We start from the raw sequence: 15,982 nt of genomic DNA on the forward strand, positions 1-15,982 counted from the left end.
TCATTACACCTTCTGAAAGCGCAGAACTTGCAGATAGCATTTATAGTTTTTCTAAAGCTCTAAACGAAAATAAATTTCAGACAGGGAAAGCCAACTTAAAAACAGCTTTAAGTGGTTTAAATAAAGATGAAAGATTATTTATCTTAAATCCGTTGATGAAACGTGGGTTTAAACCAATAGAATCTTTCTCTGCAATTACAGGATATGGAAGAGGGACATCCGCTACTTTTGGTTGCATAGCCGAGGGGTTTGATTCCAAAGTAGAAAACTATAAAGGTGAGACATTAATTGCTATTAAAGGGACCGCATCAAGACAAGATGCAGCAACTGACCTACAAACCCTACCAACAAACTTTAATGGCCATATGACCCATCGCGGCTTTGTGCAAACGTTCCGCTCCTTTGAACATCATATTGACCGCTATCTGGATTGGCATTCACCCAGTAAGATTCATCTGGTTGGTCATAGCCTGGGCGGCGCCCTGGCCACCCTTACCGCTTATCATATCGCCAAGCGGGACAGCGCCAAAACCTGCCAAATTAAGCTTTATACCTTTGGTGCTCCAAGAGTGGGCTTTACTTCTTTTAACCAGGAAGTGGATAAACTGATTGGCAAGCAAAATATTTACCGGGTTTACCACGATGCCGATCTGGTCAGTATGGTACCTATGTTCCCCTTTTTACATGTGTACTCATCAGACTTTGCCGATGGTTATCATCTGAATTGGATTACCGGGCGCATATCGGTAATGGCTCATTTTATGAATAACTACATATCCACTGTTAGGGGTATGGAATGGGGAAATTTAAAGGGCAGTATTTCCGATTTAGATACTGTGAAATTTCTTGAGGGAGGAATAAGTACAGGCGTACTGGCAGGCGCATTAGGAGTAGCTATGTACTCGGCCCCGGTACTCACCATGATCGCCTTTGCCCTGCAGTATATTTTAAAGCGCACGCATAAACTGGGAATAGGCCGGCAACTGCCTTCCTATGCCACCACACTGGATGCCGTTGCCTGGCTGTTATATCAGGGCGCTATGGCCCTAAAAGAGATCTCTGTTTGGGTACAACGCTTGCTGAATAAAATCCTCTCCGTAGTGGGATGGCAGCCATTCCCGGGGCAAAGCCTTACAGTGGTATTTATTCGCTGGGTACTGGGTTTGCTCTCTTCTTTTGTATCCAGAATGGCCAGGCAAGCACTGGAAGCCAGTCAGATGCAAATGCAGATAGCCTTGCCCATGCCCAGAACTATGTGGCAGGCACCGGATGGTCACCCAACGCCAAATGGGCTAAGGCCAAGGCAAAACGCCTACCGTATTCCAGGCCCCAATACGCGCCTGGGCGGCACAAGAGGGCCGCTGGCATTGTAAACAAGACAAACAGGAAAGTTGTTCAGGCCCTAACTACACTTAATGAATTTGAGCGGGTTTGACAGGTTCTAGCGAGCCGCGAACAGGAGAAACCTTGTGGCAGGGAAAAGACAGGTATCCATAACCACCCCCTTGGGTGATGAACTGTTGCTGGTATCTATGAGTGGCCATGAAGCCTTGGGTCAACTCTTCAGGTATGAGGTTACCCTCTATGCAAAAAAAGAGGACATTAAAGCCACCGATCTGGTTGGCCAGAAGGCCACCATTCAGTTGGAGTTGGAGAACCAGCAGTACCGCTATTTCAATGGTTTTATTACCCGCTTTTCCCAACAAGGCAGAGCCACCGAAGGCTATGCCCAATACAGTGCCGAAATACACCCTTGGCTATGGTTTTTAAACCGCACTGCCGATTGCCGTATTTTTCAGGAGATGACAGTACCGGATATTCTCAAGCAGGTATTCGCCGACAACGGCTTTACCGACTATGAGCTAAAGCTTTCACGTAGCTACCGTACCTGGGAATACTGCGTACAGTATCGCGAATCGGATATGTTGTTTGTGATGCGCCTGATGGAAAACGAAGGTATCTACTTCTACTTCAGTCATGAAAAAGACAAGCACAAGCTGATACTGGCCGATGCTGCCAACGCCCATAAGCCTCTCCCTGGTAAGTCGGCTATTGCTTATCATTTAGTTGGACTGTTTCAGCGCAAAGAAGACAGCAGCATTGCCAATTGGAGCAGCAGTTGTGAAGTGCAAACCGGTCGCTATGCCAGCACCGATTACGATTTCAAAAAACCCAAAAGTGACCTGTCCACCAGCCGCGCCATACCCCGCTCGCATGCCCTGGCTGATGCTGAGTATTTTGATTACCCCGGCGAATATACCGAGTCGGCCGATGGTGATAACTACACCCTCACCCGCATTGAGGAGCAACAGGTCAAATTTGAACAACATAGTGGCGAGACCGACGCCCGGAATATGACCTGCGGTGGATTATTTACCCTAAGCGAACACCCCAGGGCCGATCGCAATCAGGAGTACCTGGTGCTTAGTTGTGACTATGAACTTAATGCCAATCACTATGGTTCCGGTGGTGGTGGCGAGCAGCCGTTCCAGTGCAACTTTGTGGTAATGGACAGCAAGACCCCTTACCGACCGGCACGCAATGCACCAAAACCCTTAGTACAAGGGCCGCAAACCGCGGTAGTAGTAGGCCCCCCCGGCGAAGAGATCTACCCAGATAAATATGGGCGTATCAAAGTGCAGTTTTTCTGGGACAGATACGGTACCTCAAACGAGAACAGCTCCTGTTGGATTCGGGTGGCGCAGACCTGGTCCGGTAAAGCCTGGGGCGCACAAATTATTCCCCGCATCGGCCACGAAGTGATAGTCGATTTTCTTGAAGGTGACCCAGACCGACCTCTGGTGGTGGGTAGCGTATATAACGCCGATAACATGCCGCCTTACAGCCTGCCAGCGAACAAAACTCAATCGGGCATTAAAACCCGCAGTTCCCCCGGTGGCAGTGCCAGCAACTTCAACGAAATCCGCATGGAAGACAAAAAGGGCAGTGAAGAGCTGTATATCCAGGCGGAAAAAGACGAAAGCATCTTGGTCAAAAACAATAAGACCGAGACGGTGGGCGTAGATGAAACAATCGATATAGGTAACGACCGCAAAGACACCATTGGCAATGATGAGACTATCTCGGTTGGAAATAACCGCACCGAGAGTGTCGGCAACGATGAAACCATCAGTATTGGCAACAACCGTACCGAAACCGTCGCCAGCAATGAAACCATCAGCATTGGTGCCAACCGCAGCAGGGATGTGGCAGCCAACGAATCCGTCAGCATTGGCCAGTCCAGAACCCATACCGTGGCCATTAACGAGGCCATTGCCATAGGTGCCGCACAGGAAGTCATCATTGGTGGTGCGCAGGCGGTGGAAATTGGCGCAGTGCAGAATGTTGATGTCGGCCTGAATCAACTGGTGAGCGTCGGCAATAATCGCTCTGTCGATGTGGGCGATAATGACAGCCTCAACGTAGGCAAGAACCTGGTTATCGATGTAGGCGATGCCATTACTATCAAATGCGGCAAGGCCAGCATTTCCATGAAGAAAGACGGCACCATCAGTATTTCCGGCAAGGATATTAGCGTTAAAGGCAGCGGTGCTATCGACGTTAAAGCCAGCAAAGACATGGTGCTTAAGGGTAAGAAAATTCTGCAAAACTAAGCGGCCACAAGCAGTCTCAGGGCCAGGATGAAACAATGAGATGTAGGAGTCGACGATGTTGGAACAGGCGAATAAAGTACAAAACAAACGGCCTACGGACGTGACCGTGGGCGCACTGGTAGGCTTTAGTGCACAAGGCCATCCGCTGGTGGTGTTTGCCGGCAACCCAAGCCAACAAGGCTTGGAAGCCAAAAGTACAGTGCAACTGGAAACGGATGATATCGGCTGCCATTTGGCTCTGTTATTTGAAAACGGTGATGCGAATAAGCCGCTGATCATTGGCCGCATTGTCTCCCCCCAGCCAGCCCGTAAAGAAAAAACAGATAGTCAGAGCCTGAACGTAAAAATGGACGGCGACACGCTCTGTCTGCGTGCCGATCAGCAGATTGAACTGAAATGCGGCAAAGCCAGCATCACCCTGACCAAGGCTGGCAAGGTATTAATTCGAGGCGCTTATATCCTTAGTCGCTCTAGTGGTGCCAACCGAATTAAAGGTGGCGCAATTCAGCTTAACTGAGCAGGGAAATCATGGAACTGATTAACGCAACCGCCATGCAGGCCGCGTATACCCAGGGAATGGATAAATCAGGCCGTGAGAGCCTGGTGGTGGTAATTAAAGGTACCTTTAAACTACCGTTGGATGGCAGTCCCCCCGTACTGCAGGAACAACAAGTGCCGCTGGTTGAAGCCGATGTTTACCTAGACGAACCTGGCTTATCAGCCTGTCTGTATGAATCAGACTTCGCCCCATACAAGCCCCGCTGCGATGTACTGTTAAATGGCTCAGCCTATGCCCCGAATGGACAACCGGTTAAAGAGCTAGATACTCGCATAAAGGTGGCAGGTATAGATAAGACTGTACGCGTGGTGGGTAATCGTCTCTGGTATGCGGATGCCGGGAGTATTGGCAGAACCTTCGCCGAGCCCTTTAACGTTATGCCCATTCACTACGGCCGAGCGTTTGGCGGAATAGACGACTTTACTCAGGATGAGAATAAGCGCGACGCTTATATGGATAACCCGGTTGGCCGGGGTTTTCATCGATTCCTTCAAGACAAACTGATACACCACACGCCATTACCCAATACCGAAGAACCCGGTCAACCAATAAAGAAACCCGATGGCCAGTATCATCCCATGGCCTACGGCACACTAGGAAGAGGCTGGCCACAGCGAGCTAAATTCGCCGGCACTTACGACCAGCACTGGATAGATAAGGTTTTTCCTTTCCTACCGGATGATTTTGACGAGCAGTATTTCCAGGCGGCACCAATGGACCAGCAATGCAGCCACCTGCAAGGAGGAGAGTGGGTAGAGCTACATAACCTCACGCCCACCAGCCTGACACGTTTTCAGCTACCCGCTATTGACCTTCCCGTAGTGTTTTTTAAAAAGCGTGATGAGGATCAACACGCTCGTGCCGTCATAGACACCTTGCTGATTGAACCGGATATGGGGCGTTTTAGCCTAGTATGGCGAGTCAGCGAGCCCTTAAAACGCAATATGTTTGAGATCCCACAGGTATTGGTGGGCAAAATGTCTAAAGCCTGGTGGCGGGCCAGAACCTTGGGCAAAACCTACTATCCCGGCCTGCATAAAATCCGCAGCACGGAGGCTGAGCATGAGTGACAGACCACTGGCTGTTGTCGCCACCGGCATGGTGACAGGTGTGGGCCTGGATACGTTAAGCAGTTGCGCCGCCATTCGCGCCGCCATTGACAATTTTCAGGAAACGCGTTTTTTGGACAAAGGCGGAGAGTGGCTACTGGGCTGTGAAGTTCCTTTAGCGTCGCCAATACGAGGAACCGATAAATTGGCACATATGCTCGCCATGGTCATTCTTGAGTGTAGCGAATCGCAGGAACTCTCAATTGAAGATACTCCTGTCATCATCTGCCTCGCAGACATAGACCGGCCTGGTACGCCGCCTAACCAAGGCAACAGAGTCTACTTTAAAGCCGAACAGCTGCTAGAAACTAAATTACACCCTGATTCCGCAGTCATTAAGGCTGGCAATATTGGCGCCATCGCCGCACTAAAAAAAGCCAGAGATATGTTATATCAGGATGGGTATCAACATGTCATTGTTGTAGGCGTGGACAGCCTGCTGAATATGCAGTTTTTGCGACATATGGAAGACCAAGACAGGTTACTTACCAGTGAGTATTCGGATGGATTTATACCAGGAGAAGCGGCTGCGGCATTATTGTTAGAGCGTGCTGTTTCTGCTACTCCTCAACTGCAACTCACGGGATTGGGATTTGGCACCGATCTCGCCATACTCGACTCGGAATTGCCACAAAAAGCTGAAGGGCTAACCATTGCCGCGACTGAGGCGCTCACGGATGCAAATCTTGTAATGGATGACATGGATTTTCGCATCGCAGATATATCGGGCGACTCGTATAGTTTTAAAGACGCCGCATTACTCTCTGCTCGCTTGTTGCGCACACGTAAGCAACAGTTTCCTCTTTGGCACCCAACAGACTGTATCGGCGAAGTAGGGGCTGCCATTGGGCCGGTATGTATTGCTTATCTCTATAGTGCATTTCATAAAGGATTCAGCGCAGGGCAGAACGTACTGATGCACCTTTCCAATGATGATGGACAACGTGCAGCAGCAATACTTCAATTCAGGAGTCACACCTGATGAGCAATCAAGTTTTTGCAAACGGCAGAGAAGTAGCCTGTAAAGCGGGAGCAGGGAAAGTCAATGCGGCATTTCCTGATGTTTGTTTCACTCCACCAGATAAAGTGCCGCCAACCCCTCCAGGCGTCCCTATCCCCTACCCACTATTTAGTCAGGCCAAAGACACCACGAAAGGCACTAAGAAGGTGTCGGTCAGTGGCAAAGAGGTAATGAAAAGAGATGCATCTAACTTCAAAACCTGCAAGGGGGATGAAGCAGGCAAAACGGCCAAAAAAGGTCTTATTACTAGCAAGTTAACGGGGAAAGTGTATTTCAACAGTTGGTCTATGAACATTAAAGCCGAAGGTAAGAATGTTGTTCGTCATTTGGATACAACGACCAGCAATCACGCTTCTTTTCCGGGCAATGAAGGTGTCCCTTGGCCTTATTTGGATAGTCAGCATGTGGGCAAAGATGGGGCATGCGAGAAAGATGCCGCAGCAGAAAAGGAGGCATGTTCAGATTTCACCCCTCACGGAGATGATGACCTATGTGAGTCACTCAAGCCATTGCCATATACCCCTGGAACAAGATACCAAAAAAGCGGCAAACCATCCGGCTCAAAATCCAGTGATCAGGCCCACTCATTGTCAAAGCATCACGCCGCTGACAAATGCATGAATGCCAGACGCTGCTTTCTTATGCCCTACAAGCCCAAAGCCGGCATGATGGGTTGTTGCTCCCCCCAAACGGGTCACCATTTAATAGAAGCCTCTTCCTTGTTTGATACCGGCAGAGGGGGCTCCAACAGCAAGCCGTTGGCAGGCGTAAATACCGGGACTGTAAGCTATAACGAGGACGATGCTCCCTGTATCTGTGCAGAAGGCATAAATCAAAACACGGGCACTCACGGACTGATGCATACATTTCAAAGCCAAGAGTCAATGAAGATGCCACAGGGTACGCTGCCTTTAAAAAACGGCGGGGCCGTTTCAGGGCATAGAGTTCAAACTTACAAACAAGGCAAAGAGAACGCAAATAAGGCCCGAAAGAAGGCTTTCCCAGCGTCATTTTGTGACGACAAGTGCATTGATAAACAGCTGGATAACTACCACCAGCAATGCGGTATATCAGACGACACCAAAATCAAAGCTGTTGTTGAAGGACAGACCTCTCCCGAGGACGTTGTCAGAGCCTCAGAGCGTTCCCAAGAATTGGCTAATGAGGCCTGGGATTCCTATATGGCTGAAAACGTTGCCGAAGGTATGGCTGAATTGGCCAATTTACGCGGTATTCCGCCGTTCTAAGGATATTTAGTTTATGAGTACTTTCTTTTCTTCCATAGGGCATATTAGTGACGGCGCACTAGGTCGTAATGGCCGATTGATGTTTTGCCTGCTAGATAAAAAATTATTAGCAGAACAAGTAGAACATTCCATCCTCTATTTATGGGATAACGCCAAACTGGGCAAACCAGTTAACTTGCCCTGGACATCCGCAGCCCTATGTCATCCGGGATGGCCCAACATTGAATTTGTGGCGGTAGGTAAACATGGAAAAATTGCATGCCTATCATCTGATGGCAGTTGCCAGGAAATTGACTTGAAGGAGCGATTCCCTGCTGAGGTTGACTACCTCATCAGGGCTGCCAAAGTTATAGCCGGAGCAATTTATATCGTAGGCACTGCGCATAAAATGTTTCGGCTCACGAGTAGCCTAGATGTAGAGAATCTTTCGGTTCCAGAACCACAACGCGCCCTATGTGGATACTCTACCGGATTTGAAGCTGTAGACGGTTTTGATGAAAACGAGATATATGCCGTGGGGTGGGAAGGTGAAATATGGCTATTTAATGGCAACTCTTGGGTTCAAATGGATAGCCCTACCAATCTAATTAATACAAGTGTGTTATGTGCGGCAGATTCTCAGGTCTATATTGTCGGGCAAATGGGCAACATGCTCATTGGCCGACGGGATCAATGGCATATTGTAGCTACAGAGGTTGATGCTGACCTGTGGGATATTGCCTACTTCGACGGACATATCTACTGCTGTTCAATGAAGCAGCTTTTTATGCTTAATGGCGAGCTTCTGGACCCAGTATCATTAGCGCCAGTCTTTCCAACCACATTCGCTAAATTGCATTCTGTAGGCCATGCCATGTTATCCGTCGGTATGGACGATATGGTGCTGCTCGCTGCGGGTAAAGTACTGAAGATAATCTGACTATTATGCATTCACAAGCCACCCACGTTATTCAAACTCTGGTTGATAGACATATGGAGGATGCCGCCTTTCTATGGCTGCAACGAGACTCTGCGACCTATGAGCCACACTATGATCTTGATGATTTAGTTGAATTAGAAGAACAGCTGGAAGCCCATCTAGATGGGTTAAAAGTTGCCGCAGAGAAAGGCGCACAGCTGATTCCGTCTCTCTTGCAATGTGGTGAGCCGGGGGAATGCTTTGTTGCCGGTTGGTTGAGCATAGCCCTAGAGGATGGGAAATCACTCAGCGCCCTCATGGATCTTTGTGTCAACAACGCTGAGAACCATAAAGCTGCCATTTCAGGATTTGCTTGGGATGAAGAAAACGTGGCATTAACAGATAGGCTGCTCAGCACTAATGCAACCGATTATCTGCAATTGGGAGTACGCGTTTTTGCCTTGCAACGAAAAGATCCGCAACAAGCCCTGCAAAGTGCGCTAAATAGTGCTAATGAGCTGGCGCCTATATTACGCGTTATTGGCGAATTAGGTAGACAGGATTTACTCGCAGACTTGCGGTCTTACTTTACTCATCAAGCTTCGGATATTGTTTTCACTGCTAACTGGTCAGCTGCGTTATTGGGAGATTGGTCTGCCATTGGTAACCTAACTCAATTAACTGTGCAAAATACGCCTGATGCTAAGCAAGCCATTAAGCTGGTGGCCAGAAAACTTAGCCATATTGAGCTTAAAAACTTACTGGAGAGGTTATTAGAAAGCACTGACACAACAAGAATAGCCATACAGGGAATGGGTTATAGCGGTGATCCATTCTGGCTACCGGTTATCATGAAACACATGGATGACTTAGTGCAGGCCCGTGTAGCAGGCGAAGCGTTCTCGCTGATCACCGGACTGGATTTGGCGTATCAGGATATGGATACAGACTGGCCTGAAGGTGTTGAAAGCGGTCCCAATGAAGATCCTATGGATGACAGGGTAGAACTGGATGCCGATCTCAACCTGCCTTGGCCAGATCCAGCAAAAGTACAAGCATGGTGGCAGGCTAATACGTCCCATTTTACACCCGGCCAGCGCTACTTGTGCGGAAAACCCATTAATAAAACCCAATGCTACCAGGTGTTAAAAAACGGCTACCAAAGACAACGCCATGCCGCTGCGCTGGAACTGGCGTTAATGGGAGAGCCTTATTTTAATGTTTGTGCCCCGGCTAAGCAGCAAAAGGCATTGTTGGAACAAATAGCTGATGCTGATTAATTACCTACCTTGGGTGTTTTTTCTACTGGGCGTACTATTTGCCCTATTCTGGCTGAGGGAAAAACTGTCAGGTCATACGAGCATAAAAGCCAGTAACAGATTGAAGTTGGCGGCCGCTTTTTTGATCGTAGCCTCCGTGCTTTTTTACCCATTCAGCTAAAAAGTGAACAATGCCAGGGTGGTTTTCAGACAGGTATTCGCTCCACTGGGCAAGACTCCATTCCACCCAAACCGTCTGACATTCCCCGACCTCGCAGGCAATAGAACAAGCTGTCGTTAAACAAAACAACCTAACGGCGTAAAGGCAAGGTATCATCCAAGGGCAGGGTATCTCTCAATCGGCCGGTTTGTTCTAATTCCGGTACCCCTTGTGTCACATCCACCATCACCAAGGTGATGTTATCCCTGGCATGGCGTTGCAACGCGGTCTGCATCATATCTTCAGCCAGGTCAGGCAGAGCATTTTGTTGCATCAGATCGGCAATTTCGGGATCCGTCATCACCTTATTCAAACCATCGGTACAAAGTAAATAACGATCACCGGCAAAACGCTCGAAGCTCAGCAGGTCTATTTCAAGCTCAGGGCTGGCACCAATGGCGCGGGTAATCACATTCGCAGCAGGATGCACCGCCGCTTCTTCACTGGTCAGCAGGCCCGCCTGCACCATTTCCTCAACCTGGCTGTGATCCCGGGTTAACTGTTTAAGTTGCCCATTACGCAGTCGATAAATTCTGCTGTCACCCGCCCACAAGCAATGCACCAAATCATCGGCAAACAACAAAATAGCCACCGTGCTGCCGATGACATTGGAGTCTGGCAGGCGCTGCGCAAGGTTAATCAAATTCTGGTTAACCAATATTAATCGCTCTTCTATCTGCCCTGTACTTAACGGGTAATCCTGCACCGACAGCAACGATTGCAGATAATCGACAATCATGGTGCTGGCCGTATCGCCTTTCTGATGGCCTCCCATACCATCAGCCACACACCAAAGCCCTACGTCAGGGGCATCCAGATAACTATCCTCATTAATTTTTCTTACATTACCAACATGGGTTTTCGCAACAGACGTCCAGGCATTTCTATTCATTAGATTCAACTTGTCGAAAATCCGCGAAGCCACCTTCCCTGACAACCGGACATATTTTTATCGGTTTGCTTATATTTAAGTACACAAGTCAGTTATTTGCCTCTGATTTCACCAAGCAAAACACACAGATAAACCAGATTGAGTTGAATTTACCGCATATCACGACTAAACATTTTAGACTCGTGGCTGTAAGCAAAAGGAATATTGTCGGTGACAGATATCTTAGGTAAAACCATTGATCGCTACGAAATCAAGGAAGCCATAGGCGAAGGTGCCATGGCCATGGTGTACCGTGCTTTCGATCCGGAGATAAATCGCTCCGTAGCATTCAAGGTACTGAAGCAGGATTTCTGTGTAGATCAGGAATACTTGGCGCGCTTTATGCGCGAAGCCAAGGCGGCAGGGGCCCTGTCTCATCCCAATATAGTGACGGTTTATGATGTCGGTAAGGTCGAGGACGCTCCCTACATCATGATGGAGTTGCTGAGCGGCAAGGATCTGGGAGAAGTACTAAAGGAGAAAAGCAAAATGCCCCTGGCCGATACGCTGAAAGTCGGTATTCAGTTGGCAAACGCCTTGAATTACGCACATCAGATGGGCGTAGTGCATAGGGATATCAAACCCGACAATATCATTGTTATGCCGGATGGGGTGTCAATAAAAGTAGCCGACTTTGGCATTGCCAGAATGGGCGAGAATGAAGAAGCCATGAAAACCCAGGTCGGCTCCGTGCTCGGCACACCTCGCTATATGTCCCCCGAACAGGCACTGGCTCAGGACGTGGATGGTCGCTCAGACTTATTCTCTGTGGGAGTTATTCTGTACGAAATGCTCTCGGGAGTAAAAGCCTTCGATGCTTCTAATATCGGCACACTGATGACCCAGATCACTCAGATGCAACCCGCACCGCTGAAAAAACATTGTCCGGATATTCCAGCCGGGGTGCAGCAAATCGTTAATAAGCTACTGAACAAATCACCGGCCAAGCGCTATCAAAACGGTGCCATGCTGGCGGATGCGCTGAAAAAAGAACTGGCCGCACTGCACGAACAGGAGAAAGAGCAGAAAAAGCATAAATATTTGCCCCTTAAGGTTCGCTGGGCGCTGTCCATGGGTGCTATCGTCGGCTTAGTGTTACTTATCAGTATCAATATTGTCTTTAACATTCAGTCCAGAGCGTTAACCAATCAGGCCATAGACTCTGGCTCATCCTTTGCAAAATTTATCGCCATTGAAACTGTTGTCCCTTTACTCAGTGAAGACTGGATCACCCTGGAAACCTTTATCAATGATGCCAGCAGCCGGGAAACCTTTGCCTATCTGATCGTCATGGACAGGTTTGGGGTAATTAGAGGGGCCAGCGACACCAGCCTGGTGGGCCAACAATATGTCAGCAGTGACCAGGCAGAATTTGTCGCTGAGCGAAGTGGGGTGCGCGTTGCCAGTGAAACCCTGAATAATGATGAGAACGTCTTCAGCATATCCACTCCGGTACTATTTCAGGACACCGAGGTGGGCCAAATTGTTCTCGGTCTGTCTCAACGCAGCCTGGAAGAAGTTAAGAGCATAACTGGCGGATTAATGTTTGCATTAGCCCTGGTGACCATTTCGTCCGTTGTGCTGATGCTATTTATTTTCGGTGCTCTGGTAGCTCGCCCTTTCAGAGTCCTGAATGAGGCACTGCAAAGCGTAGGCAAAGGCGACTTTGATCATCGTATCTCGTTAACCAGAAACGACGAGATAGGAGAGCTGTTTGAGAACTTCAACAAAATGAATGCTTCCCTGCAAGCTGCCGCCCTTAAAGACGGTTCGCCATCGGAGGCACCAGCCACCGATTTAGCACAGGAGAAATCCACCACTGATAGACCTTCAACGCCGGTGGAATCGGTGGAATCGGTGGAATCGGTGGAATCGGTGGAATCGGTGGAATCGGTGGAATCGGTGGAATCGGTGGAATCGGCAACAAGCATTAAGCCGCCGCAAAGTCAGTCAAGCAAAACACCGAGAAAGCCATCGACGCGCAAGAAGAAAACCCAGCCAGCCGATGCGTTGGATGAGACAAGGGTGGTTTCTTCCCCTCAACCTTCGGAGTCAGAATCAGACAAGGATAAAACCGTTATCACGACGACACGTATGCTAAAAACCCATGAAAATTAACATATTGTTCAGTCTTGTTTGTTGTCTGGTTGTAGCAAGCTGCTCTATCAGCAACCGGGCGCTGGTGGCACAGAATACCAACTTCTGGCTGGTGGAAGCCGGATCTGACGACAGCTTTGCCCAGATTGCCAAAGATTATCTCGGGGACCCAGCATTGGCCTCAATGCTAATTAGATATAACCCTGGCATTCAAGCTAAGGCGGGAGAAGTCATAGCCGTGCCTAAGGACAATCTTAACCCTTCTGCTGTCTATGCCTCAGGTATCCAGGTTGTTCCAATTCTTTGCTATCACCAGTTCACCAGTAAGAAACGAAGTCTGAATAGCATGATGGTCACCCGCAATGATTTTGCGCGGCAGATGGCCTACCTGAAAGACAATGGCTATCAGGTGATCCCGCTAAGCGACGTAGGCCCCTTCCTACAAGGTAAAAAGCCGCTTCCAGATAAATCTGTGGTTATTACCGTTGACGACGGTTATGCGAGCTTTTATCAAATCGCTTATCCCATTCTCAAACAATATGGCTATCCCTCCACGCTGTTTGTGTATACGGACTTTGTCGGTATTGGCCGTGCACTTAGCTGGCAACAAATTGAAGAGCTTAACAATGACCCATTGATTGCCATACAGTCCCACTCAAAAAGCCATGCTAACCTGGCCAAAGCAACGGGGTCAGAGAGTGACAATGACTATCTTGCGAGGCTGGCAGAAGAAGTAGACAAGCCGGACAAAATTCTGCGCAAGAAAACCCAACACCCCATCGAATACTTTGCTTATCCCTATGGCAACAGCAGCCCCGAACTCATCAAAATATTACAACAAAGAGATTACAGAATGGCATTAACCGTACGCAGAGGCAGCAACCCCAGCTATTCCTCCCCCTACTTACTCAGACGCACCATGATATACGGGCAGGACAACTTAAAAAGCTTCAGTAACAAGCTGGATGTCTTCCATCAGTTGAATTTGCAGTAACTGTTTATGAAGAATCCCCTGCAGCAGGTGTTAGTGTACTTGGTGGTAATGTCGCTGTGCGGCTGCGTCACCCGTTCTGATAAAATTTTTTCGATGTCTGACCGCAAGCAGCAGGCCATAAAGTTAGAGAAAAGAAAGCATTTGGCTGATGCCTTATGGCAATGGCAGATTATCTCTGCTGCCAGCCCTGAAGATAAAGACGCACAGCAGGCCATCACCAGGCTAGAACGTCAAATAGACACTCAGCTTGTTAAGCTACAAGGCCAAGTTAAAAAGCAGAACAGCCCCGAACAGCAGCGCCTTTTACATCTGAAAATACTGGCTCTGCAACCTGCTAATCAGCAAGCCATAGCAGCCCTGAGACAACTAGAGTGGGGGGCGGCCGACCAGGCGGCCAGCGACAAGAGTGCCAGTATGGCTAACTGGCAGCGAAAGCCTGCCACACCAACATCAGATAAAGCTCAAAAATCGTCCGCAGCCACGTCTTCTCCCTCCTTGGCATCGGCCTCTCAACTGACACAGATAAATAAACTGTTGGATTCGGCCGAACATAGACTGCGTGAGCAACAATGGGAACAAGCAGGTGAACTTCTGCTACAGGCGTCAGATTTGAGCCAGCCAAACACATCTGGACGCTTGCTGGCGATGAAAAAACAGCTCTCGCAACAATATTACTCACAAGGTATGCGAGTATTAACCTCCAATCTTGAACAGGCTATAGATGACTTACAAACAAGTCTGTGGTTTGACCCAGATAATATAAAGGCCCGCATACAGCTATCCCGGGCCAGTACCATGAAGCAGAATTTAGAGGAAATTCGCAATCCTAAATAAGCATTGGAATGTGAGGCTAATTTTTGATTTTTTCTAATCTTTCCTTTAACTCCAGCGCTTGCGCCAGATAGAGCTTGGCACTGTTATGATCTGGGTCGACTTCAAGCACTTGTTCCCATTTATTAATAGCCTGATCTAATTCCTGACGACGAAATGCCGACGACGCTTCCCGATGATACTGGTCAGCGATTTCCTTTTGCAGGATCAACATCTCTTCCATGGCCTCGCTATTTTGTGGGTGTAACTCGGAAGCCTGCTTAAAATCCCGGAAGGCCTGCATCTTGTTGCCATTTAACAAATTAAGGCCAGCAGCTTCTGCGTAACTGCTCGAGGCCGTCTGTTTGTCGGTCTCAACCAATTGTTTACCATACCCTTCCAGCGCAATCAGAGCGATGTCCCTGGCCTCATCTGTCAAACTCCCCAGAGACTTAAGTGAGTGATACTGCTCAACTGCCGCGGCAAAATCTTGCTGCTGGGTATAGCTGATCATTGTTTGCATCAACGAAGCCGCACTGGGAGGGGCTGCGTCTTCAACGGGTAAGGGGTCGGGGGTCACAACAGGTTCATCAACCTTGTCCTCAATAACATGCTCTTCCACATTGGCAGGGGGTGCAGCAGTATCCACCAGGTCAACAGGCGGGTCCTCTTCAATCACAGGTTTACTGGGCTGACTTAGGGCAAACTTAGCCTCCGGCGTCAGGGGAATTTTTATCGTTTGACCTATGTTAACTTTGCTGGGACTAATGATCTGGTTGTACTTTGCCAGAGCATAAAACTTCAGTGGTGAATTTAAGTATTTACCGGCTAAGGTGGACAGGCTTTCGCCGGAGGATAAAGTGACTTCAAAGTACTCCGAAGGAAAATAACTTTGTGCTGATGAGTCGATTTGTTTAAGCAACTCCCTGGCACTGGAGCTATTAGGAATGTTAAGCAAATAGGCGTTCAACTCGGCCCGCGCCTCTGGCGCTTCACCTTGTTCGAGATGCTCCAGCGCTTTACTGAAACGCTCTCGTGGAGATAACCCGGGCTGCGCCTTCACCACCACCTGAGGTTGATTGGTTTGAGGTTGCTCAGACTTATCAGAAAAAAACTTATCTGTGGCCTTACAGCCCACTAACGCGACAAACAATACTGCGGCCAGTAACGGCCTTAAACTCATATCCCTTACTTTAAGCATGTGCTACACCCGCCTGTAGAAG

At 48.6% G+C, this 15,982-nt stretch carries 13 protein-coding genes; 11 read left to right on the plus strand and 2 right to left on the minus strand.

The window, feature by feature from the left end; translation table 11 throughout:
* Nucleotides 1-155 precede the first annotated feature (155 nt).
* From IEX02_RS05730 to IEX02_RS05765, 8 genes are all read left to right on the plus strand, one after another.
* Nucleotides 156-1,373 carry a lipase family protein gene (locus IEX02_RS05730; protein WP_188691470.1) on the plus strand — a complete coding sequence of 406 codons (1,218 nt, stop codon included), beginning with the start codon at nt 156-158 and terminating at the stop codon, nt 1,371-1,373.
* 96 nt (nt 1,374-1,469) lie between these two features.
* Entirely contained in the window at nt 1,470-3,614 is a 2,145-nt protein-coding gene (locus IEX02_RS05735) for a type VI secretion system Vgr family protein (RefSeq protein WP_229702073.1), read from the plus strand.
* 55 nt (nt 3,615-3,669) lie between these two features.
* Nucleotides 3,670-4,131, plus strand: a complete 462-nt coding sequence (locus IEX02_RS05740; RefSeq protein ID WP_188691473.1) for a DUF6484 domain-containing protein — start codon at nt 3,670-3,672, stop codon at nt 4,129-4,131.
* An 11-nt stretch (nt 4,132-4,142) separates the two neighbouring features.
* Nucleotides 4,143-5,243: a DUF2169 family type VI secretion system accessory protein gene (locus IEX02_RS05745; RefSeq protein ID WP_188691476.1), complete on the plus strand. Its 1,101-nt coding sequence runs from the start codon at nt 4,143-4,145 to the stop codon at nt 5,241-5,243.
* On the plus strand, nt 5,236-6,264 hold the full coding sequence (locus IEX02_RS05750; RefSeq protein ID WP_188691479.1) for a hypothetical protein: 1,029 nt from the start codon (nt 5,236-5,238) through the stop codon (nt 6,262-6,264). The genes IEX02_RS05745 and IEX02_RS05750 overlap by 8 nt, the downstream gene beginning before the upstream one ends.
* The gene (locus IEX02_RS05755) at nt 6,264-7,550 is read left to right on the plus strand and encodes a PAAR-like domain-containing protein (RefSeq protein WP_188691482.1); all 1,287 of its coding nucleotides are present in this window, start codon (nt 6,264-6,266) and stop codon (nt 7,548-7,550) included. The genes IEX02_RS05750 and IEX02_RS05755 overlap by 1 nt, the downstream gene beginning before the upstream one ends.
* 13 nt (nt 7,551-7,563) lie before the next feature.
* Nucleotides 7,564-8,469 carry a beta propeller repeat protein gene (locus IEX02_RS05760; RefSeq protein WP_188691485.1) on the plus strand — a complete coding sequence of 302 codons (906 nt, stop codon included), beginning with the start codon at nt 7,564-7,566 and terminating at the stop codon, nt 8,467-8,469.
* A 5-nt stretch (nt 8,470-8,474) separates the two neighbouring features.
* Complete coding sequence (locus IEX02_RS05765; protein WP_188691488.1) at nt 8,475-9,728, plus strand: TIGR02270 family protein; 1,254 nt, start codon at nt 8,475-8,477, stop codon at nt 9,726-9,728.
* Between the two features lie 290 nt (nt 9,729-10,018).
* On the opposite strand, the gene IEX02_RS05770 is transcribed toward IEX02_RS05765, so the two are convergent.
* Nucleotides 10,019-10,819 (minus strand): PP2C family protein-serine/threonine phosphatase, encoded by an 801-nt coding sequence (locus tag IEX02_RS05770; protein ID WP_188691491.1) that lies wholly within the window; start codon nt 10,817-10,819, stop codon nt 10,019-10,021.
* Nucleotides 10,820-11,029: 210 nt separating this feature from the next.
* On the opposite strand from IEX02_RS05770, the gene IEX02_RS05775 reads away from it, so the two are divergent.
* The 3 genes from IEX02_RS05775 to IEX02_RS05785 are packed head-to-tail and all read left to right on the plus strand — an operon-like array spanning nt 11,030 to nt 14,783.
* Nucleotides 11,030-12,976, plus strand: coding sequence for a protein kinase domain-containing protein (locus IEX02_RS05775; protein ID WP_188691493.1), 1,947 nt, complete (start codon nt 11,030-11,032; stop codon nt 12,974-12,976).
* Nucleotides 12,966-13,949 (plus strand): polysaccharide deacetylase family protein, encoded by a 984-nt coding sequence (locus IEX02_RS05780; RefSeq protein ID WP_188691496.1) that lies wholly within the window; start codon nt 12,966-12,968, stop codon nt 13,947-13,949. The genes IEX02_RS05775 and IEX02_RS05780 overlap by 11 nt, the downstream gene beginning before the upstream one ends.
* Nucleotides 13,950-13,955: 6 nt before the next feature.
* A complete protein-coding gene (locus tag IEX02_RS05785; protein ID WP_188691499.1) occupies nt 13,956-14,783 on the plus strand; it encodes a tetratricopeptide repeat protein in 828 nt (275 codons plus the stop codon).
* A gap of 16 nt (nt 14,784-14,799) precedes the next feature.
* Here IEX02_RS05785 and IEX02_RS05790 read toward each other — a convergent pair whose 3' ends face one another.
* Nucleotides 14,800-15,960: a LysM peptidoglycan-binding domain-containing protein gene (locus tag IEX02_RS05790; RefSeq protein ID WP_188691502.1), complete on the minus strand. Its 1,161-nt coding sequence runs from the start codon at nt 15,958-15,960 to the stop codon at nt 14,800-14,802.
* Nucleotides 15,961-15,982: the final 22 nt, after the last annotated feature.

Source organism: Bowmanella pacifica (assembly GCF_014645355.1).
GTDB lineage: Bacteria > Pseudomonadota > Gammaproteobacteria > Enterobacterales > Alteromonadaceae > Bowmanella > Bowmanella pacifica.

Excerpts from the sequence above, each read along its gene's own strand:
- IEX02_RS05730 (WP_188691470.1), top strand. The coding sequence starts at position 156 with ATGAAACGTGGGTTTAAACCAATAGAATCTTTCTCTGCAATTACAGGA.
- IEX02_RS05740 (WP_188691473.1), top strand. The coding sequence starts at position 3,670 with ATGTTGGAACAGGCGAATAAAGTACAAAACAAACGGCCTACGGACGTG.
- IEX02_RS05745 (WP_188691476.1), top strand. The coding sequence starts at position 4,143 with ATGGAACTGATTAACGCAACCGCCATGCAGGCCGCGTATACCCAGGGA.
- IEX02_RS05750 (WP_188691479.1), top strand. The coding sequence starts at position 5,236 with ATGAGTGACAGACCACTGGCTGTTGTCGCCACCGGCATGGTGACAGGT.
- IEX02_RS05755 (WP_188691482.1), top strand. The coding sequence starts at position 6,264 with ATGAGCAATCAAGTTTTTGCAAACGGCAGAGAAGTAGCCTGTAAAGCG.
- IEX02_RS05760 (WP_188691485.1), top strand. The coding sequence starts at position 7,564 with ATGAGTACTTTCTTTTCTTCCATAGGGCATATTAGTGACGGCGCACTA.
- IEX02_RS05765 (WP_188691488.1), top strand. The coding sequence starts at position 8,475 with ATGCATTCACAAGCCACCCACGTTATTCAAACTCTGGTTGATAGACAT.
- IEX02_RS05770 (WP_188691491.1), bottom strand. The coding sequence starts at position 10,819 with ATGAATAGAAATGCCTGGACGTCTGTTGCGAAAACCCATGTTGGTAAT.
- IEX02_RS05780 (WP_188691496.1), top strand. The coding sequence starts at position 12,966 with ATGAAAATTAACATATTGTTCAGTCTTGTTTGTTGTCTGGTTGTAGCA.
- IEX02_RS05785 (WP_188691499.1), top strand. The coding sequence starts at position 13,956 with ATGAAGAATCCCCTGCAGCAGGTGTTAGTGTACTTGGTGGTAATGTCG.
- IEX02_RS05790 (WP_188691502.1), bottom strand. The coding sequence starts at position 15,960 with ATGCTTAAAGTAAGGGATATGAGTTTAAGGCCGTTACTGGCCGCAGTA.